The following is a 19,045-nucleotide window of genomic DNA, read 5'->3' as shown; positions in this document are numbered from 1 at the left end:
CGATGATGCGGGCGTAGGATTCCAGATCGGTTCCACTCTTGCCCATGTTCGCCAAACGCCAATCCGCACTCGCCGCCACCGCCGGGACCGCCCCGCGCGCCAAGGACGGCCCGAGCCTGAAACCTGTCATCGACGCCCTGAAGAGGCCGCCGGTCGCGGCCGGTCTGGCAGGCTTGCTGCTGCTCAGCACCAGCGCCCTGTTCCTGACGGTGCTGGGTGATCCCAAGGCGGGAACACCTTCGGCCCATGTCGCGCTGGAACGCGAGGCGGCCGCAGCGCAAGCGCCGGCCCCGACGGGCTTCGAGGCCTTCTCCATGGGCGCGATGGGGCTGTATCAGAATCTGGCGGGCGGCGCCGATCCGGCCGCAGGCGGCGACGCCGTCATAACCCTGCCAGACGGCGGCAGCGTCTCGGGTCAGGGCGCGCCGATCATGGCGCCGGTCCGCGCGGCCTCGCCCTTGGCCAAGGCGCCCATCGCCGGCCTGTCGCAGCCCGGATCGAACGGTCCCCTGCCGATGATCGCGCCCGACGGCCGCGTGCCGGCCCAGGCCTATGCTCGCCCGTTCCGTCCGAACGGCAAGCCGCGAGTGTCGCTGATCGTCGGCGGGCTGGGCCTGAACGCCGTCACCACCCGCGCGGCGATCGAACGCCTGCCGCCGGAGGTCACGCTCAGCTTCGTGCCCTATGCCGACAATCTGCAGGGCTGGATCGACCAGGCGCGCGCCCAGGGCCATGAGGTCATGCTGGAAATGCCGATGGAGCCGACCGGCTATCCCGACAACGACCCCGGCCCCTATACGCTGCTGGCCGACGGCGGCGCCGACGACGTGACCGCCAAGATGGACTGGCTGCTGAGCCGCGCCACCGGCTATTTCGGCGTGACCAACTATCTGGGCGACCGGTTCGCCGGCTCGGACACGGGCATGAACGCCTTCCTGAGCGTCCTGCGCCAGCGCGGCGTCGCCTTCCTTGACGACGGCTCGTTCCAGCGTCGGCCGGGCGCCTGGGCGCGAGCCAGCGCGGATCGCGTCATCGACCGGACCCAGTCGCCCGCCGCCATCGTCGCCGCCCTGAATGGTCTGGAAGCTCAGGCCAAGCTGCGCGGTTCGGCCCTGGGGGCCGGCTTCAGCTATCCGGTGACGGTCGAGGCCGCCGCCCGCTGGACCGCCGGTCTGGAACAGCGCGGCCTGCAACTGGCCCCGGCCTCGTCCATGTCGATGCGGCCGGGGCGCTAGTGTCCGGTCTCGACGCCTACCGCCCCAATGTCGGGGTCGTGCTGTTCAACCGCGAGGGTCTGGTCTGGTACGGCCAGCGGCACGCTACGCCCGGCCCGCATAACTGGCAGTTCCCGCAAGGCGGCGTCGATGCGGGCGAGGATCTGGAAGCGGCCGCCCGCCGCGAACTGCACGAGGAGACCGGCGTCACCTCGATCGAACTGCTGGCGCGGACGGACGACTGGATCCTGTACGACTTCCCGCCCGAAGCCATGAACAACGCCAAGGCCTGGCGCGGTTTCAAGGGTCAGAAGCAGCAGTGGTTCGCCTTCCGCTTCACCGGCGACGAAGCCGAGATCGATCTGGCGGCCGACGACGAGATCGAGTTCGACGCCTGGCGCTGGGGGCCGCTGTCGGACGCCTGCGACCTGATCGTGCCGTTCAAACGCCCCGCCTATGAACAGGTCGTCGCCGCCTTCTCGCACTTGGCGGAATAGAAAAAGGGCGGCGCGAACGCCGCCCTTTCATAGTTCGCCTTGAAACGGCTTAGGCCGCTTCAGCCTTCTTCTCGGCCTGGCCTTCGATCAGCGGCTGGCCGGCGCCGATCTCGATACGGCGGGGCTTCAGCGCCTCGGGCAGCTCGCGCTTCAACGAGATCGACAGCAGACCGTTGACCAGATTGGCGTCGTTGACGACGACATAGTCGGCTAGCTGGAAGCGGCGCTCGAAATCGCGCTCGGCCAGACCGCGATGCAGATAGGTCTTCTGCGTCGCCGTATCGTCGTTGGCGGTCTTGCGGCCGGTCACGGTGAGCAGGTTTTCCTTCACCTCGATGTTCAGCTCGTCGGGGCTGAAGCCGGCGACGGCGATCTCGATGCGATAGGCGTTCTCGCCCGTGGTCTCGATGTTGTAGGGTGGGTAACCCGTGTCCTGGCTGGTCGCGCGCGAGGCGTTTTCCAGCAGATTGGCCAGACGGTCGAAGCCGACGGCCGAACGGTACAGCGGGGTGAAATCATAGGTACGCATCAGCATCCTCCTGAGGATCAGCAAGGTTGAGCCGCCCGGCGTTTTGGCCCGGACGGTGGGAGATCAGATCGACGACCCGAAACCGGCGCCGTCAGTCTGGAGAACCCGAAATCGGCGCTCTCGGAAGCAAAGATGGGAACCGGCGAAACGGCGTCAAGGGCGCCGCTCGCACGATTTTGCTTGCGTCAAATCCGCCTGTGTCTCGCGAAGTTCATTTGCGCGGGCGGCCCGCCTGCCTATGGAGAACGACCTGAACCTGGAGCCCTCGATCATGCGCCTTGCCGTCTACGGCCTCGCCGCCGTCCTGCTATCCGCCGCCCCCGCCCTGGCCCAACAGTCGCCCCAGACCCAGGGCGCGTGGACGCCGCCGCGCTCGGCCCTGTCCAGCGCCATGCCGACCTTCTCCGACGACACGGCCTTGCAGACCGCCATCGCCGCCGAGACCCGGCCCGCCGCCGACCGGGCGCGCGACGTCTATCGTCATCCGTATGAATCCCTGACCTTCTGGGGCCTGACGCCGGGCATGACGGTGGTGGAGATCGAGCCGGGCGGCGCCAGCTGGTGGCGGCACATCCTTGAACCCTATGCGGCGGCGACCGGCGGTCGTTATGTGCCGGTCAATCGCCCGCTGGAAAGCATGGGCGTGGCGGACGGAACCGCCGACTTCATTCTGGTGGCTCGCGCCTTCCACAACTGGTCGCGTAACGACCGGACCCAGCCGTATCTGCAGGCCTTCTTCAAGGCCTTGAAGCCCGGCGGCGTGCTGGCCGTCGAACAGCACCGCAGCGCGGAGGGTCTGAATGTCGCTGACGTCGCCTCCACCGGCTATGTGCCAGAAAGCTATGTGATCCATGAGGCGCGCAACGCCGGCTTCGTGCTGGAGGCGCGCAGCGAACTGAACGCCAATCCCAAGGACGACCACAATCACCCGTTCGGGGTCTGGACCCTGCCGCCGATCCGCCAGTCGGCCGCGCGCAACGATCCGTCCGGCCGCACCCTGACGCCCGAGGAACGCGCCGCCTTCGACGCCATCGGCGAGAGCGATCGGATGACCCTGCGTTTCCGCAAGCCCGAATAGGCTGTCTTGCGTTTTGACCGGACCTGCGAACCCGATTAAGCCCAAGGCGTCAGGGTGTGTCGGACGCGGGTCCCGGCGTCCTGCGGAGGTTTTGAATGGCTGATCGTCTGGCGAGCGCGAGCGGATTGTCGCGTCGGTTTCTGCTGAGCGGCGCTGCGGCGCTGGGGCTGACCGGCGTGGCGGCTTGCGGGCGCAAGGACGAGGCCGCAAAGGCGCCCGCCGCGCCGCCCACACCCGCGGGGCCGCCGGAAGGCTCGCTGGAATGGGCGGTCGAGGGATCTTGGCGCTCGGCCCAGGACAAGGCGCGCGACGCCTTCCGTCACCCGATGGAGACGCTGCGGTTCTTTGGTCTTCAACCCAAGATGACGGTGGTGGAGTTCTGGCCCGGCAGCGGCTGGTACACCGAAATCCTGGCCCCCTATCTGGCCAAGGGGGCGGGAACCTATGTCGCCGCCCTGTTCCCCGAAGGACCGACCGCCGATCCGGCGCAGGCCGTGCTGAACACCGCCTTCCGCACCCGGTTCTCCAGCGACAAGAAGCTCTATGGGGAACCGCAGTTTTCGGTCTTCGGCGCGGGGTCCGGCCCGGTGATCGCGGCGGACACGGCCGAGATGTGCCTGTTCATGCGAACCCTGCATGGCTGGATGGCGGCGGGCATTGCGGAAAAGGCCTTCGCCGACGCCTTCGCCGCCCTGCGCCCCGGCGGCATCCTGGGCGTCGAGCAACATCGACTGTCCCCGGCGGAGGATCAGGATCCGGTCGCGGCCAATGGCTATGTCCAGGAAGCCTTCGTGCGCCAGTTGGCGGCCGAGGCGGGCTTCGTCTTCGTCGAGGCGTCCGAGATCAACGCCAATCCGGAAGACACCAAGGACCACCCGTTCGGCGTCGACACCCTGGCGCCTACGCGCCTGACGGCGCCGCGCGGCGAACCGGCGGACCCCGCCTTCGACCGATCCAAATATGACGCGATCGGCGAGAGCGATCGCATGACCTTGAAGTTCAGGAAGCCCGAGTGAACCGCGCCCAAGCCTTCGCCGCCAACGCCCCGTTGATGGGGGTTCCCGGCGCCGCCTCGCCGCCCGGCGGAAAGGGCGACTGGTTTCGCGGCGCGGGCGGAATGCGCCTGCGCGCCGGGCTGTGGAAGCCGTCTCATCTCGCTGCGGACAAGGTGCGCGGCACCGTGGTGCTCAGCCCCGGCCGCACCGAGCCGATCGAAAAATACTATGAGGTGATCGGCAACTTCCTGGCGCGCGGCTGGTGCGTGCTGACCCACGACTGGCGCGGCCAAGGGCTGTCGGCCCGCCTGCTGCCCGACCGGCTGAAGGGTCACGCCCGTGCGGTGGAGGAGTTTCTGGACGACTACAACCGCCTGCTGAACGCCTATGAAGACCAGTGCCCCAAGCCCTGGATCATGGTCGGGCACTCGATGGGCGCGTGCCTGAATCTGTTGTCGCTGGAAAGCGGCGAGGACCGGTTCGCCGGCGCGGTGCTGTCCAGCCCCATGCTGCGCATCAAGACCGGCAAACGGTCGATGTGGTCGGTCAAGCTGGTGGTGCGCTGGAACATCCGCCATGGCCAGGCCGGCGACTATATCCTGGGCGACCCCGACGATCCGTTCGACCACAACTTCGCCGAAGACGCCCTGACCTCGGACGAGACCCGCTATGAGATGTGGCGTCAGCAGCTCTACGCCTGTCCGCACCTGGCCATCGGCGGTCCCACCTATGGCTGGCTGGCCTTTGCGCTGGACGCCGGCGAGCGGGCGCTGAAGCCCAAGGCCCTGAAGGCGGTCAAGGCGCCGGTCGTGATCGTCCAGGCCAGCGCCGACGACGTGGTGTGGAAACAGACCAACCAATGGGCCGCCAAACGCATCCCGCGCGGCCGCTACGTCGAGGTCGCCGGCGCCAAGCACGAGGTCATCATGGAGGCCGACGACCTGCGCGCCGTCTTCCTGAACGAATTCGACGCTATGGCCGATCTGGTCGCCCCTGCGGCCGACGCGGTCACCGTTTCATCGGCGAGGACTGCGGACGTGACGGCGGGCTGATCGTTCAGGCGGCGGTTTCGGCGCGCCAGCGTCGGTCGATCGTCTGGGTGACGCCGCATAGCTGCAGGAAGGCGACGGCGACGCTGGGGCCGGTCTCGGCCTTGACCAGCAGGGGCAAAACGATCCACTCGCGCGGGAAGCGCATGACCATTACGTCGTCGCTGGCGCGCAGGTGCGGGCAGTATTTCATCGAGCGGTCGACGCAGCGGCGGTGCAGGGGCGCGATCGAGCCGGCGTCGATCATGACCCGGTCGTCGGCGATGTCGGTGCGAACCTGACCGCCGCGCGCTCTGAGCTGACCGGCGCAACGGCGCGTCGCGATCTGGGTCCAGCGATCGCCCTCCTCAGTCGGCTCGCCGCACATCGGGCACAGCATGCGCGCGACCGTGAGGCGCTGTCGGACCAGATGGTTCTTCGAATATTGCGGCTTGCCACTGCCGGGCGCGATGGCCTGCATCAGGGCGAGACGGCCGCCGACGGTTCGGCAAGGCGCGGCGCCCGTGATCTCCTCGCCGCTCCAACTCGTGACCCAGGGCACATCGACGCCGACAACCAGTTTGGACTGCCCAGCCATCGAAATCCGTCCCCACAACCGTCCGCACCCTGACGCCGTCTCGCGACCTGCGTCAATATGCGCCAGTTGAGGGCGTCACGCGGCCGCGCGTTTCAGCGTCACCAGCGCCTGGTCGATCAGGCGCGCGTCGCCGACGGCGAGGACCTGGCCCCTGTCGTCCGGCGCTGCGCCGCGCCAGTTGACGACCTTGCCGCCCGCCGCCTCGATGACGGGCACAAGGGCGGACCAGTCCCAGGGCTTCAGGCTGGTCTCGGCGACCAGATCCATCTTGCCCGCCGCCACCATGGCGTAGGCGTAGGCGTCGCAGCCCAGGCGCGCCAGGCGGGCGGTCGCACGCACCTGGGTCCAGGCGCCCAGTTCGGCGCCGTTGAAGATGTCGGGGTCCGTGGTCGAGATGACGGCGTCGGTCAGCGTCTCGCAGGACCGCACGGCCAGCGGCGTCTCGACATCGCCGCGCAACAGGCGCGCGCCGGACGGACCCCCGATGAAGATTTCATCCAGATAGGGCTGGGCGATGACGCCGACGGTCGGCTTGCCGGCCGTGCGAAGGGCGATCAGCGTTGTCCACAGCGGCAGGCCCGAAATGAAGGCGCGCGTGCCGTCGATGGGATCCAGCACCCAGACGTGCTCGGCGTCCGGCCGATCCTCGCCATACTCCTCGCCGATGACGCCGTGGTCGGGATAGCGGGCGGCGATCAGGCGGCGGATGGCGGCCTCAGCCTGTTTGTCCGCCTCTGTGACGGGATCGAAGCCGGCCGCGCCGCCCTTGTCCTCATGCCCTATGTCCGAGCGGAAGAAGGGCAGGGACACGCGCGCGGCTTCGCGCGCCAGTTCGATGGCGAAGGCTTCGTATTCGGTCATGGGATTCCCTTACCGCGCTTTCGCCGGCATGGGCGCCCCTTGGAGACGCGCAGATCAGGGAGACGCGCAGATCAGGCGGCGGCCGCGTCGCCCGCATGCAGGGACTTGGCCAGATCCAGCAAACGCCGGCGGGGCCGTTCGTCCAGCTGATAGTAGGCTTGGATCAGATCCAGCGTTTCCTTGCGCGAAAAGACTTCGCCGGCCTTGGGAGTCGGTGCGTCGGCCTCCATCGCCTCGGCCAGGCCATCGTAGAAATAGGCGACGGGCGTTTCCAGCGCCTCGGCCAACTGCCACAGGCGCGCGGCGGAGATGCGGTTGGCGCCGCATTCGTACTTCTGGATCTGCTGAAAGCGGATGCCGACCTGGACGGCCAACTGCTGCTGGGTCAGGCCCAGCAGGCGGCGACGGCGGCGCAGGCGGCGGCCCAGATGAAGGTCGATGTCGTCGGCCATGACGGTGATCCTCGTCTCAACGTCTGTCCCGATGCGGGACGACACACGTCGATCACGGCAATCGCCGTGCCGGATCGCGCCTGACGCGAATTCGGCCTTATTGCGGCGAGGTTGGAACCAGGACGCAACCGTATGGCCCGAGCCGCATTTACTGCAACAGCTTGGCTTTTAAAGGAAGGAACCACAGCATGGGTCTCGGAATCATTGGTTGGCTCGTCATCGGCATCGTCGCCGGCTGGCTGGCTGAAAAGGTCATGGGTCGCAATCACGGCCTGCTGACAAACCTGATCGTCGGCGTCATCGGCGCTCTGCTCGGCGGCTTCATCTCAAACAACGTCTTCGGCACGCCGGTTGGCGGCTTCAACTTCGTCACCCTGATCGTGGCGTTCCTAGGCGCCTGCCTGCTGCTGTTCCTTCTGGGACTGGTCAAGCGTCGCGCTTGATCCGACAGTCGGTCGATAGAGAGAAGGGCGGCTCTTACGAGCCGCCCTTTTTGCTGCGCCACTGTCGCCGCTGAGTTGCGGACAGACGAAAGGGCGGCCGGGAGACCCGACCGCCCTTGATCATCCAGCCTTGGAAGACTGGCTTACTGCGGCTCTGTCGGAGCCGGCGAGGCGCTGTCCGGAGCCGGGGTCGCCGGTTCTGTGGTCGCCGGATCAGTCGGTTCGGCCGCAGGTTCCGCGGTCGGCGCGGGCGCGGCGGCTGGATCAGCGGCGGGGGCCGCCGGGGCGCCGGCGATAGGAGCGGCGGCGTCGAACTCGGCCTTCGTGTAGGCCACCACGACGCCGGTTCCTTCCTGGCGGATCCCGCTCAGCGGCACGGCGCGAAGTTGGCCGTCGGCGCCGCGAACGGTAAGCTCCTGCTTGCCTTCGGCGTTGTTCTGAACGCCTTCCAGCTTGCCGAGCTCGCCATCAGGACCGGAAACGCTCGATCCGGGGTTCAGCGACAGCGATTGCTGCGAGGACGCAGCGGCGGCAGGCGCGGCGGCGGGAGCGGGCGTGGTTTCTTGAGCCAGAGCCGGCGCGGCGGTCATGAAGGCGGCGGCGCCAGCCAGAAGAGCGGTCTTGATGGTCATGGGTCATCCCCAGTTGCACGGGCCCGACGCCCGCACCCCTATATACTCGCTCTGTTACGGATTGTTTCGTATGCCCCGAAATGACCTTGGCAGCGCCCCGGTTGGACGATTCTTGGTCTATGTTCGGGCGATCCGCGATTCGAGAGGCCACGTTTGTCCAGCCGCCCCCGGCACACATCCGGTCTGATCCGCCGACTGGCGGGTCTGGCCTTCGAGCTGACGCCTCAGATCTTTGCGGTGCTGGCCTTCGGCGCAGGCGCGCTGATGCTAGCCTCTGCGGTGACGCCCGAGTTCGACAGTCGGCTGCGCCAGCTGACAGGCGTCGTCTCTCCCATCCTGATCGACCTGTCGCACTTCGTCGGCAGTATCGCCGGTTTCCTTCTTTTGCTCTTGTCAGCCGGTCTGTGGCGGCGTCGGCGCGGCGCCTATTGGGCGGCCCTGCTGGTCTTGGCGGTCGGGGCAGTGTTTTCGGTGCTGAAGGGTCTGGATTGGGAACAGGCGACGGATCTGCTGGTCGTCGCCGCGCTTCTGGCGCCGTGCCGCACGGCCTTCAATCGGCGCTCGCGGCTCAGCGAGCCGCTGCGGCCCAGCTGGCTATTGCTGCTGACGGCGGTGGTGGCGGCCATGCTGTGGCTGGGCTTCTTCGCCTATCGCGACGTCGCCTATAATGACGAGCTGTGGTGGCGCTTCCTGAGTGATCGCCAGGCGTCCGGCTTCCTGCGGGCCGGGCTGGTTCTGGCGATCCTGACGCTGGTGGTGGCCGGCCGCTCGCTGTTGAGCTCACCCGGCGCCCACAGTCACGGCCCGGCCAGCAAGGCCGACATCGATCGCGCGCTCCAGGCGCTGCAGACCGCCGATACGGCCACGCCCGAGGCCTGGCTGGCCATGCTGGGCGATAAGGCGCTGATGTTCAGCCCGTCGGGTTCCAGCTTCCTGGCCTATCGCGTGCGGGGGCGGCGCTGGATCGCCATGGGCGAACCGGCAGGGCTCAAGAGCGAACGGCTGGAGTTGCTGTGGTCCTTCGCCGAGATGGCCGACAGCTACGGCGGGGCGGCGGTCTTCTATTCGGTCAGCGAAGAGGTGCTGGGCGACCTGGCGACCATGGGGCTGGCGGTGCGCAAGGTCGGCGAGACGGCCGTGATCGACGCCCACCGCTTCTCCATCGAGGGCAAGGGCAAGCAGAACCTTCGCACAGCCATCAATCGCGCCGAGCGTGAAGGCTCCTCGTTCGAGGTTCTGCCGCCCGGGTCGGCCGCAGCGATCGCAGACGAGCTGCGCGAGATTTCGGACGCCTGGCTGGCCATGCACGAGGGCTCGGAGAAATCCTTCTCCTTGGGGCGCTTCGACGTCGACTATCTGGACCTGACGCCGCTGGCGGTGGTCAAGGAGGGCGGCCGCGTCGTCGCCTTCGCCAATCTGCTGACCTCGCCGGACGAAGCGGCGGTGGATCTGATGCGCCATCGGCCGGACGCGCCGCATGGGGTGATGGACTATCTGTTCATTCGCTGCGCCCAGTGGGCCAAGGCGGAAGGCCTGGCCAGCTTCGACCTGGGTATGGCGCCGCTGGCTGGGCTGGAGGATCGTCGCATCGCGCCGGTCTTCGCCCGTGTCGGCGCCCTTGTGTTCGAAGAGGGCGGGGCGCTCTACGGCTTCCAGGGTTTGCGCAGCTACAAGGCCAAGTTCGGCCCGGACTGGCGCTCGCGCTTCATCGCCGCGCCGGTTTCGACGCCCCTGCCGCTGGCCCTGCTGGATGTCGCTCTGCTGACCAGCGGCGGCTGGTTGGGAATGCTGGGGCTGAAGAAGGCCTAGGTCAGCAGCGCCTTCAGGACGCCATCCAGCACAGGGCGGCCGCGCTCGGTGGCGATCAGTCGCTCGGCCTTCAGCATCAGGAATCCGTCGGCGATCAGGTCCGCGACCGGCGCGCGTTCTGCCGACAGGCCGAGCGCTGACAGCAGGGTTGCAGGCGCGCCTTCGGTGGTGCGCAGGGCCAGCAGCAGCCGTTCTTCGGCGGCGTCGGGCGCAGTCTGGGCGTCGCGCTCGGACCAGGGCGTACGGTCCGAGACGCCTGCCACATAGTCGGCGATGCGGCGGTGGGCGACGGTCGCGGTCCTGACGCCGTCCAGCGTCAGCCGGCCATGGGCGCCGGGGCCAAGTCCCAGATAGTCGCCGCCGCGCCAGACATGCAGATTGTGCGACGACCGGGCGGCGGGACCGCGCGCGTGGTTGGACACTTCATAGGCTTCGAAGCCGGCGACCGAGAGGACCTCCTGGGTGGTTTCGTAAAGGGAGGCGGCCCGGTCCTCGTCCGGCGGGGTCAGGGTTCCCCGTGCGAAGGCCCGGCCAAAGGCCGTCGTCGGCTCTATGGTCAGCTGGTAGGGCGAGACGTGTTCGAACCCGAGCGCCAGCGCCGCCGTCAGTTCGGCGGCCCAATCTTCAGGCGTCTGGTCCGGTCGGGCGTAGATCAGGTCGATGGACAGACGGTCGAAGGCGCGGCGGGCCAGATCGACCGCGCGCAGGGCCTCGGCCGCCGAATGGTCGCGACCCAGAAAACGCAGGGCGGCGTCGTCCAGCGCCTGAACGCCCATCGACAGGCGGTTGATTCCGGCGTCGGCCAGGGCGGCGAACCGGCCGGCCTCGGCGTCCGTGGGATTGGCCTCCAGCGTGATCTCGATGTCGTCGGCGGGCGGGAACAGGTCGCGGGCCGCCGCCACGATGCGTGCGACGGCGTCGGGCGCCATCAGCGACGGCGTGCCGCCTCCGAAGAAGACCGAGGCCAGTCGTCGCGGACCTGTCAGATCTCTCTGGGCGTGCAGATCCGCCAGGATCGCCTCGACCAGCCCGGCCTGTTCCTCGGTGCGCCCGCGATCGCGCACGACGTTGAAGTCGCAGTAGGGGCAGATGCGCGCGCAATAGGGCCAGTGGACGTAGAGGCCGACGTCCGATCCCGGATCAAGCGGATCAGTCAATTAGGGCGGCTCTCAGCTTGGCGAAGGCGACGGTGCGGTGGCTGATGGCGTCCTTGGCCGCCGGCTCCATCTCGCCGAAGGTCTGATCGCCCCCATTCGGAATGAAGAGCGGGTCATAGCCGAACCCGCGATCGCCGCGTGGGGGGAAGGTCAGCTGGCCGTGAACCTCGCCCTGGACGACGACGCAGGGGCCGTCCGGCCAGGCGACCGCCAGGGCCGAGGTGAACCAGGCGGTGCGGTCCGTCGCGCCGATCTCTTCCAGCCGCTCCTCGACCTTCTTCATGGCGACGGCGAAATCCTTGCCCGGCCCGGCCCAGCGCGCAGAGAAGATGCCCGGCGCGCCATCCAGCGCGGCGACCGACAGGCCGGAATCGTCGGCCAGCGAAACCTCTCCCGACAGTTCGGCCGCGTGGCGCGCCTTCAGCATGGCGTTGCCGGTAAAGGTGCTCTCCGTTTCGTCGGGTTCGGGCAGGTTCAGCTGGCCGGCGGTGACGAGTTCGTAAATTCCGCCGAGCAGCGCCGAGATTTCGGGAACCTTACCGGCGTTGTGCGTCGCCACGACGATCCGCATCCCCTTGATAAGCTTGAGATTCATCGTCGATCACGCTCCTGAAACAGTCTATTGCCAAAGTTTAATATCGTTAAACGATATGTAACGTGCCTTTTTCGCCCGCACGGCCTATCTATTGATCGTCAGGAACGAGGTCGCAGCGTTCGTGACCTCCGGAAAACCGGGAACGATCGTGCGGCTAACAAATCCAAACGGCGATAATCGCCTAAACTAGAAAGACGGAGAACCACAATGCATACGATGAACACCTCGATGTGGCTCGACAAGGTCGGCGCTGCTTTTGTCAGCACCGTTCTGATCGCCGCCCTGCCCACCGCCCTGGTCGTCACCCTGTTCCAAGCCCTTTGATCCCTCTCTTTTCGATCACTGGAGCTTTGACGACCTGCATGAAGACCGCGATGTATAGAGCCGCGCGCGGGTTCGCCGGACCCCGCGTGGCCATCGCCCCGCCTTCCCCGGCTTGAGATCAAAAAGACCATGCGCCTGCCCCTGCCGCCAAATCCGCTGAAGCGAGGCGAGGCAAGCGTTCCGAACTGGCTGGGCGCGCCGATCAAGGCGCTAGGCCCAGGGTCGGTGTCCAGCGTATTGAAGGTGGTTCTGGACGTCGCCTATATCCTTCTCTGGTTGATCACCGGCGTGCTGCTGCTGCTGGTCATCGCCGCGATCTTCATTCCCTTGGACAATGTGAACATCACCGTCAGCGGGGATTTCGGCGGCAAGCAACTGCCGCTGACGCGCACCCTGCTGCTGTTCGGCCTGGGCGCCGCGACGGCCTATTTCGGCGGTTTCATGCTGATCCTGCGCAGCCTGCGCCGCATCATCCGCACCCTGACCATGGGCGACCCGTTCCAGCCCGATAACGTCCGTCGCCTGCGCCAGATCGGCCTGACCCTGGCGGTCGTGACCGGCGGCGTCTGGGTGGCCCAAGGCTTCGTCGCCAAGCGGCTGGCGCCCGGCGTCATGGATCCGCAGGGCTTCGGCGAACTGCTGACCCCCATCTTTTCCGTACTTATCGTCTTCGTGCTGGCGGAGGTGTTCCGCGAGGGCGCGCGCCTGCGTCGCGAATCCGAACTGACGATCTGAGCCGTTTCGAAGTAGGATTTCCGCATGGCCATCCGCGTCCAGCTCGACCGCGTCCTCGTGGAACGCCGCATGTCGTTGACCGAACTCGCCGACCGGGTCGGGGTGACGGTGGCGAACCTGTCGATCCTGAAGACGGGCAAGGCGCGCGCGGTTCGGTTCTCGACTCTGGACGCCCTGTGCCGCGAGTTGGACTGCCAGCCCGGTGACTTGCTGGCGCACGAGCCAGGGCCCGGCGACACCATCGAGGACGACGGCGAGGCATGAGGCGAAAGGGCCCAAGCCGTGACGAAAACGGACTGACGCCCGAAGACCGTCGCATCTGGACCCGCGTGGCCGGATCGGTCGTGACGCCGAGGACGCGCAAGGCCGCCCGAGTCACGCCCGGCGCCGAAACGCCTCCCGAGATCGTAGTGACGCCGGTCGAGCGCCCGCGCCCCCTGATCAAGGCGTCTCCCAAACGCACCGCTGTCGCGCCGCCGGCGGAAAAGCGACCCTCGCCGAACAAGCCCAAGCCCGCGCCCGAGGATCTGGAGCCGCGCCGCAAGCAGCGGCTGTCGCGCGAGCGCGACCCCATCGAGGCGCGCATCGACCTGCATGGCTTCGGCCGGTTCGAGGCCGAGGATCAGCTTCGAGGATTCCTGACATCGTGCCAGGCGCGTGGAATGCGGGCGGTGCTGGTCATCACCGGCCAGGGTCGGATGGGCGGCGGGGTGATCCGTTCGGCCTTTGCGGAATGGATGCACTCGCCGGCACTGCGCGGCGTGGTGTCGGGCTTCACCATCGCCCACCAGAAGCACGGCGGAAACGGCGCCTTCTACGTCACCCTGAAACGCCGGACCTAACGCTCACGAAAAAGGCCGGACCCGCGTTGGCGGACCCGGCCTTTCGAAAAGCGGCTTTGCTCTGGATTATTTGGCGGTGATGGCGCCGGCCAGGATCACGTCGATCTGCTTGCCCATATGGTCGGACAAAGCCTGCGCGTCCCATTCGTCATAGGCGGCGCGGCGATAGTTCGACAGATAGGCGTCCCAGATCAGCTCGACCAGCAGGCGGCTGTCGGCGTTCTTGGACAGCTCGCCCTTGGCCACCGCATCCTGAAGGATGTTGCTGATGGCGAGCAGCAGGTTCTTGGTTGCGGCGCGGGCGCGCATTTCGGCGGCCAGGGGCTGGAACCACGAGCGGGCGACGATGGCTTGGAACAGGGGCAGTTGGTCCAGCGACGAGTGGTAGCCGGCGCTCAGCGCGCTGACCAGGCGCTGGCGGACGGGCTCGCCTTCGGGCGCTGCGGCCTCGACCACCTCGGCCAGACGCGTCATATCCTCGGTCAGGACCGCTTCGAACAGTTCGGCCTTGTCCTGGAAGTTGGCGAAGACGGCGCCGGTGGACATGCCCGCGCCCTTGGCGATGTCGCGGATCGTGGCCGGCTCATAGCCGCGCTCGGCGAAGAGCGAGCGGGCGGCGTCCAGAACCTTTTGTCGCGTGCGGATCTTGGCGGCCTGACGGCGGTTCAAGCGGGGCTCGACAGCGAGGGAGGCGACGGTATCTGTCATATAATCAGGCTTTTACTCTACTTTCGGTCTCTGGTCGGGGCGGGCCCGGCAGCGACCTCGAATGAATATCTGAGCCCTTGGATCGAACCGAAAGGGCGCTTCTGCTCCGCAGATGCAGTCATGGAGAGCGGCGCTTGCATCACGGAACCATGACGAAAATGGGTCCGGCGACGTTCTGTAAGGGGCTTCCCTTACTCCGGCGCTGGGTCGACGCGCGCCGGGCGTAGCGTGCGGCGCAGCGCGCGGCTGGGGCGATTGCGACGCTCGATCGGGATGGCCGACTGGAAGGCCTTGCGAAACTGATCGCGACGTTCGTGGACCGAGGCGAGCACCAGCCCCATGGGCACACCCAGATCGACCAGGGTGTTTTCGGCGAGCTGCAGACTGGCCTCGGTCGTCTCCGGCACGGCGTCGGTGACGCCCAGTCCATACAGCCGAATGGCGTGCTGATCGTCGCGAGCGCGGGCGATCAGGATCAGGTCGTCGCGCATCGACCGCGCCGTGGTGACGACTTCGTCCACCTTGGTCGGCGCGTCCATGGTGACGATCAGGGCGCGGGTGGACTGGACGCCGCAGTGCTGGAGCATCTCGCGCCGCCCCGCATCGCCATAGAAGACATCGAATCCGTCACGTCGGCCCTTAGCGACGGCGCCCGCATCTGTGTCCAGGGCGATGAAGGGCTGATCGTGCGCCTTCAGCATTTCCCCGATCAACCGGCCGACGCGCCCGAAGCCGACGATGATGACCGCGCCGTCGGCCGCCTCCAGCTTTGGAAGCTCGACAGGCTGGCCTGCGGCGGACGACTTGCGCGCCAGCTTCTGACCCAGCAGGGCGAGCAGGGGGATCGAAAAGATGCTGACGGTCGCCGACAGGGCCACGGTGTTGGTCAGCTGCGGCGGCGCGAGGCCTTCGACCAGGCCGGTGGCGAAGACCACGAAGGCGAACTCGCCCGCCGGCGCCAGAACGAGCGCCGTCTCCAGCGCCGGGCGGGCGCCCAGGCCCCAGAAACGCGCCAGGCTGAAAATGACGCCGGTCTTCAGGACCGTGAGGGCCAGGGCCAGGCCGAAGACGCCGACCGGATCGGCGGCGATGGCGTCCAGGTCCAGACCCAGGCCGACGCCGACGAAGAAGACGCCCAGCAGAAGCCCCTTGAACGGTTCGATGGAAACCTCGACTTCGCGCCGGAACTCTGTCTCGGCCAGCAGCACGCCGGCCAGAAGCGCGCCGATGCTCATCGACAGGCCGCTGGCCTGGGCGGCGAGACCGGCCCCGACCACCACCAGCAGGGAGGCAGCGACGAACAGTTCGCCGCCTTGGTCGGCCTTGCGCGCCTTGGCCACCGATCGGAACATCGGCCGCAGCACCACGCGTCCCAGCAGCACCATCAGACCCAGGCCGATGGCGGCCGGAACCAGGGTGAACAGGGCGCGACCCAGAATCGCCGGATCCAGCGCGCCGCCCTGCTGGGCCAGGGCCGCCAGGACGGTGACGGTGATCAGGATCGGGGCGACCGACAGATCCTGAGCCAGCAGGATGGCGAAGGTGGAACGGCCGACCGTCCCCTTCAACCGCCCTCGCTCGGCCAGGACGGGCATGACCACAGCCGTCGAGGACAGGGCAAGGCCCATGCCCAGCACCACGGCGCTGGCCAAGGTCTGCCCCATCAGCATGAAGCCGCCCGCCAGCACGGCGGTGCAGACGACGACCTGCATCAGCCCCAGGCCGAACACGAGCCGACGCATGGCGCGCAGCCGCTCCCACGACAGCTCCAGACCGATCATGAACAACAGGAAGGCGACGCCCAGTTCCGACAGCTGCGCCAGTTGGCGCGGATCGCCGATGGTCAGCCACGACAGCCAGGGCAGGCTTTGCGCGAACCGACCCAGGCCGTCCGGCCCCAGCAAAACGCCCGCAGCGAGGAAGCCCAGGACGGGGCTGACCTTGAGCCGATTGACCAGGGGCACGATGACGCCGGCGGCCGCCAGAAAGACCACCAGATCCTTATAGTCGCCGCCCTGACCGTGCATCCGCCCTCCTCGCGTCGGCGTATCTGACCCTGATCCCGGCGCTGTGGCGAGAGGCCGCATCGGAATCATGAACTTTTTTTAAGGCGACACCCCCCCTCGCCGGACTAGGGTCGGCGCCGAACCATCCAAATGCCGGGTGGGAACAGGGACATAGTGATGAAACGTCTGCTTATCGGGGCCGCCGTCGGCGCCCTTCTTCTGCCCGCCAGCACGGTTCTGGCTCAGGATATCGGTCACGACCACGCCTGCATCGACGACGCCTGCACCATCGTTTCGCTGTTCTCGGGCGAAGAGACGGCAGCCGGCTGGCAGGGCACCGAGGCGCCCCGCTACGGAACCTGGGGCTTCGACATGGCCGGCCGCGACACCTCGGTGAAGCCGGGCGACGACTTCTTCCAATACGCCAACGGCAAGGCGCTGGAAAAGCTGGTCATTCCGTCGGACCGCACCAGCTACGGCTCGTTCGCCCTGCTGCGCGAACTGTCGGACAACCGCATGAAGGAACTGGTGCTGGGCCTGGCCAACCGCACCGACCTGGCGCCCGGATCGGACGAGGCCAAGGTCGCCGACGCCTATCGCTCCTACATCGACGAGGCGCGCATCGAGCAGTTGGACGCCCAGCCGCTGCAACCCTATCTGGCCGCGATCCGCGCCGTCGACAGCCACGACAAGATGGCCGTTTATATGGGCCAGACGGCCGGCCGCTTCGGCTCGTCCTTCTTCGGCACCGGCATCACGATCGATTCCAAGCAACCGACCCGCTACGTCGTCTCGACGGGCCAGTCGGGCATCGGCCTGCCGAACCGCGACTATTATCTGGACGCCCGTTTCGCCGACAAGAAAGAGAAGTATCAGGCCTATGTCGGCCGGATGCTGGAGATGATCGGCTGGACCAACCCGACCGAGACCGCCGCCCAGATCGTCGCGCTGGAAACCAAGATCGCCGAGGCCCACTGGACCCCGGTGGAGAACCGCAACCGCGACCGGACCTACAACGAGTTCACCATCGCCAAACTGGCCGAGGACGCGCCGGGCTTCGCCTGGCAGGCCTACTACGATGCGGCCAAGCTGGGTGGCGTGCCGCGCCTGATTGTGCGCCAGGACACGGCCATGCCCAAGATCGCGGCCATCTACGCCGAGACGCCGGTCGAACTGCTGCAGGCCTGGCAGGCTTTCCACACCGCCGACGACATGGCGCCCCTCATGTCAAAACGCTTCGCCGACGCCCAATGGGAGTTCCGTTCGCGCGATCTGTCGGGTCAGCCTGAGCAGCGCACCCGCGAAAAGCGCGCCATCTCCTTCGCCGAAGGGTCGCTGGGCGAGGCCACGGGCCGGCTCTACGTCGCCCAGTATTTCCCGGCCGAATCCAAGGCCAAAATGGAAGAACTGGTCGCCAATTTGCGCACCGCCCTGTCGCACCGGATCGACAACCTGACCTGGATGGGGACCGAGACCAAGGCGGCGGCGCAGGAGAAGCTGCGCAAGTTCACCGTCAAGATCGGCTATCCCGACAAGTGGCGCGACTACTCCGGTCTGGACATCCGCGCGAACGACCTGGTCGGCAACGCCGAGCGCCGCGGCCTGTTCGAGTGGAACTATGATCTGGCCCGTCTGAACGAGCCGGTCGACAAGTCGGAGTGGGGCATGACCCCGCAGACCGTCAACGCCTACTACAACTCGGCCAACAACGAGATCGTCTTCCCAGCCGCAATCCTGCAGCCGCCCTTCTTCGATCCGAATGGCGATGCGGCGGTCAACTATGGCGGCATCGGCGGCGTGATCGGGCACGAGATCGGCCACGGCTTCGACGATCAGGGCTCCAAGTCCGATGGCGACGGCGTGCTGCGCAACTGGTGGACGCCGGAAGACAAGGCCAACTTCGAGGCCCTGACGGCGCGTCTGGGCGCGCAATATGCGACCTACGAACCGATCGCCGGCTATCACATCAACCCTGGCCTGACGATGGGCGAGAACATCGGTGACGCGTCTGGCGTGGCCGTCGGTCTCGAGGCCTATCACTTGTCGCTGAACGGCCAGCCGGCGCCGGTTCTGGACGGCGCGACCGGCGACCAGCGCTTCTTCTATGGCTGGGCCCAGGTCTGGCAGTCGAAGTATCGCGACGAGGCGCTGAAGCAGCAGGTCGCCACCGACCCGCACTCGGCCGCACAGTTCCGCGTCATCGGCCCGCTGCGCAACGTCGACGCCTGGTACGACGCCTTCGACGTCCAACCGGGCACGAAATACTATCTGACGCCCGAGGAGCGCGTCCGTCTCTGGTAAGGCGACGCTTGTTCGAGAATCGAAAGGCCGGGGTTCGCCCCGGCCTTTTTTCATATCGAGACCGGGCTGCTCGATCTCGACGCCGTATCAAGAATTTGTCGAGGTTTCAGAGGAGTTTTTCTGGGCTTCAGACGCGAAAAAGCCCGCTGCGGGGGATACATCGCAGCGGGCTTTCGCGCTCTTTAAAGAGCGGACGTTTCCTCCCCGAAACGCCTTCGAGTGCTGCGCGCTTGAGCAACGC

At 67.2% G+C, this 19,045-nt stretch carries 20 protein-coding genes; 11 read left to right on the top strand and 9 right to left on the bottom strand.

The window, feature by feature from the left end; all coding sequences use genetic code 11:
* Positions 1–44 precede the first annotated feature (44 nt).
* Both A4249_RS12505 and A4249_RS12500 read left to right on the top strand, forming a co-directional pair.
* Positions 45–1,235: a divergent polysaccharide deacetylase family protein gene (locus A4249_RS12505; protein ID WP_066553062.1), complete on the top strand. Its 1,191-nt coding sequence runs from the start codon at positions 45–47 to the stop codon at positions 1,233–1,235.
* Positions 1,235–1,711, top strand: a complete 477-nt coding sequence (locus A4249_RS12500) for an RNA pyrophosphohydrolase (protein ID WP_066553060.1) — start codon at positions 1,235–1,237, stop codon at positions 1,709–1,711. Before A4249_RS12505 ends, A4249_RS12500 begins: the two co-directional genes overlap by 1 nt.
* 49 nt (positions 1,712–1,760) lie before the next feature.
* Here A4249_RS12500 and A4249_RS12495 read toward each other — a convergent pair whose 3' ends face one another.
* The gene (locus tag A4249_RS12495; protein WP_026108379.1) at positions 1,761–2,240 is read right to left on the bottom strand and encodes an Hsp20 family protein; all 480 of its coding nucleotides are present in this window, start codon (positions 2,238–2,240) and stop codon (positions 1,761–1,763) included.
* A 271-nt stretch (positions 2,241–2,511) separates the two neighbouring features.
* Here A4249_RS12495 and A4249_RS12490 point away from each other — a divergent pair, with 271 nt between their 5' ends.
* From A4249_RS12490 to A4249_RS12480, 3 genes are all read left to right on the top strand, one after another.
* Complete coding sequence (locus tag A4249_RS12490; protein ID WP_197458386.1) at positions 2,512–3,318, top strand: class I SAM-dependent methyltransferase; 807 nt, start codon at positions 2,512–2,514, stop codon at positions 3,316–3,318.
* 95 nt (positions 3,319–3,413) lie between these two features.
* Positions 3,414–4,334, top strand: a complete 921-nt coding sequence (locus A4249_RS12485; RefSeq protein ID WP_066553058.1) for a class I SAM-dependent methyltransferase — start codon at positions 3,414–3,416, stop codon at positions 4,332–4,334.
* Positions 4,331–5,365, top strand: a complete 1,035-nt coding sequence (locus A4249_RS12480; RefSeq protein ID WP_066553056.1) for an alpha/beta fold hydrolase — start codon at positions 4,331–4,333, stop codon at positions 5,363–5,365. The genes A4249_RS12485 and A4249_RS12480 overlap by 4 nt, the downstream gene beginning before the upstream one ends.
* 4 nt (positions 5,366–5,369) lie before the next feature.
* On the opposite strand, the gene A4249_RS12475 is transcribed toward A4249_RS12480, so the two are convergent.
* The 3 genes from A4249_RS12475 to A4249_RS12465 form a co-directional block, all read right to left on the bottom strand.
* Positions 5,370–5,939, bottom strand: a complete 570-nt coding sequence (locus tag A4249_RS12475) for a hypothetical protein (RefSeq protein ID WP_066553053.1) — start codon at positions 5,937–5,939, stop codon at positions 5,370–5,372.
* A gap of 75 nt (positions 5,940–6,014) precedes the next feature.
* Positions 6,015–6,800 carry a histidinol-phosphatase gene (gene hisN, locus A4249_RS12470; RefSeq protein ID WP_066553051.1) on the bottom strand — a complete coding sequence of 262 codons (786 nt, stop codon included), beginning with the start codon at positions 6,798–6,800 and terminating at the stop codon, positions 6,015–6,017.
* Between the two features lie 71 nt (positions 6,801–6,871).
* Complete coding sequence (locus tag A4249_RS12465) at positions 6,872–7,252, bottom strand: helix-turn-helix domain-containing protein (protein WP_066553047.1); 381 nt, start codon at positions 7,250–7,252, stop codon at positions 6,872–6,874.
* 188 nt (positions 7,253–7,440) lie between these two features.
* Between A4249_RS12465 and A4249_RS12460 the strand changes: the two genes are divergently transcribed.
* Positions 7,441–7,695, top strand: a complete 255-nt coding sequence (locus A4249_RS12460; RefSeq protein ID WP_039243891.1) for a GlsB/YeaQ/YmgE family stress response membrane protein — start codon at positions 7,441–7,443, stop codon at positions 7,693–7,695.
* A 143-nt stretch (positions 7,696–7,838) separates the two neighbouring features.
* Here the strand turns inward: A4249_RS12460 and A4249_RS12455 are convergent, their stop codons facing one another.
* A complete protein-coding gene (locus tag A4249_RS12455) occupies positions 7,839–8,327 on the bottom strand; it encodes a hypothetical protein (RefSeq protein WP_066553045.1) in 489 nt (162 codons plus the stop codon).
* A 153-nt stretch (positions 8,328–8,480) separates the two neighbouring features.
* On the opposite strand from A4249_RS12455, the gene A4249_RS12450 reads away from it, so the two are divergent.
* Complete coding sequence (locus A4249_RS12450) at positions 8,481–10,136, top strand: GNAT family N-acetyltransferase (RefSeq protein ID WP_082854152.1); 1,656 nt, start codon at positions 8,481–8,483, stop codon at positions 10,134–10,136.
* Here A4249_RS12450 and hemW read toward each other — a convergent pair.
* Positions 10,133–11,293: a radical SAM family heme chaperone HemW gene (gene hemW / locus A4249_RS12445; RefSeq protein WP_066553043.1), complete on the bottom strand. Its 1,161-nt coding sequence runs from the start codon at positions 11,291–11,293 to the stop codon at positions 10,133–10,135. The two genes, A4249_RS12450 and hemW, sit on opposite strands and share 4 nt — an antisense overlap.
* Positions 11,286–11,888 carry an RdgB/HAM1 family non-canonical purine NTP pyrophosphatase gene (gene rdgB, locus A4249_RS12440; protein WP_066553036.1) on the bottom strand — a complete coding sequence of 201 codons (603 nt, stop codon included), beginning with the start codon at positions 11,886–11,888 and terminating at the stop codon, positions 11,286–11,288. The genes hemW and rdgB overlap by 8 nt, the downstream gene beginning before the upstream one ends.
* 453 nt (positions 11,889–12,341) lie before the next feature.
* Between rdgB and A4249_RS12435 the strand changes: the two genes are divergently transcribed.
* From A4249_RS12435 to A4249_RS12425, 3 genes are read left to right on the top strand one after another with little or no spacing between them, the layout of a single operon-like run.
* Positions 12,342–12,947 carry a DUF2975 domain-containing protein gene (locus A4249_RS12435; protein WP_082854151.1) on the top strand — a complete coding sequence of 202 codons (606 nt, stop codon included), beginning with the start codon at positions 12,342–12,344 and terminating at the stop codon, positions 12,945–12,947.
* A 24-nt stretch (positions 12,948–12,971) separates the two neighbouring features.
* Complete coding sequence (locus A4249_RS12430) at positions 12,972–13,211, top strand: helix-turn-helix domain-containing protein (protein WP_017504942.1); 240 nt, start codon at positions 12,972–12,974, stop codon at positions 13,209–13,211.
* Positions 13,208–13,789, top strand: a complete 582-nt coding sequence (locus A4249_RS12425; RefSeq protein ID WP_066553033.1) for a Smr/MutS family protein — start codon at positions 13,208–13,210, stop codon at positions 13,787–13,789. The genes A4249_RS12430 and A4249_RS12425 overlap by 4 nt, the downstream gene beginning before the upstream one ends.
* Before the next feature lie 66 nt (positions 13,790–13,855).
* Here the strand turns inward: A4249_RS12425 and A4249_RS12420 are convergent, their stop codons facing one another.
* Together A4249_RS12420 and A4249_RS12415 are read right to left on the bottom strand one after the other, a co-directional pair.
* Positions 13,856–14,497 (bottom strand): TetR/AcrR family transcriptional regulator, encoded by a 642-nt coding sequence (locus A4249_RS12420; RefSeq protein ID WP_066553030.1) that lies wholly within the window; start codon positions 14,495–14,497, stop codon positions 13,856–13,858.
* 191 nt (positions 14,498–14,688) lie between these two features.
* Positions 14,689–16,524, bottom strand: a complete 1,836-nt coding sequence (locus A4249_RS12415; RefSeq protein ID WP_066553028.1) for a cation:proton antiporter domain-containing protein — start codon at positions 16,522–16,524, stop codon at positions 14,689–14,691.
* Between the two features lie 156 nt (positions 16,525–16,680).
* On the opposite strand from A4249_RS12415, the gene A4249_RS12410 reads away from it, so the two are divergent.
* The gene (locus A4249_RS12410; protein ID WP_066553026.1) at positions 16,681–18,804 is read left to right on the top strand and encodes a M13 family metallopeptidase; all 2,124 of its coding nucleotides are present in this window, start codon (positions 16,681–16,683) and stop codon (positions 18,802–18,804) included.
* The last annotated feature ends 241 nt before the right edge of the window (positions 18,805–19,045 follow it).

The organism is Brevundimonas sp. GW460-12-10-14-LB2, assembly GCF_001636925.1.
Classification (GTDB): domain Bacteria; phylum Pseudomonadota; class Alphaproteobacteria; order Caulobacterales; family Caulobacteraceae; genus Brevundimonas; species Brevundimonas vesicularis.
The sequence above is the reverse complement of the archived record's forward strand: the minus strand, read 5'-3'. Positions and strand labels throughout refer to the sequence as shown.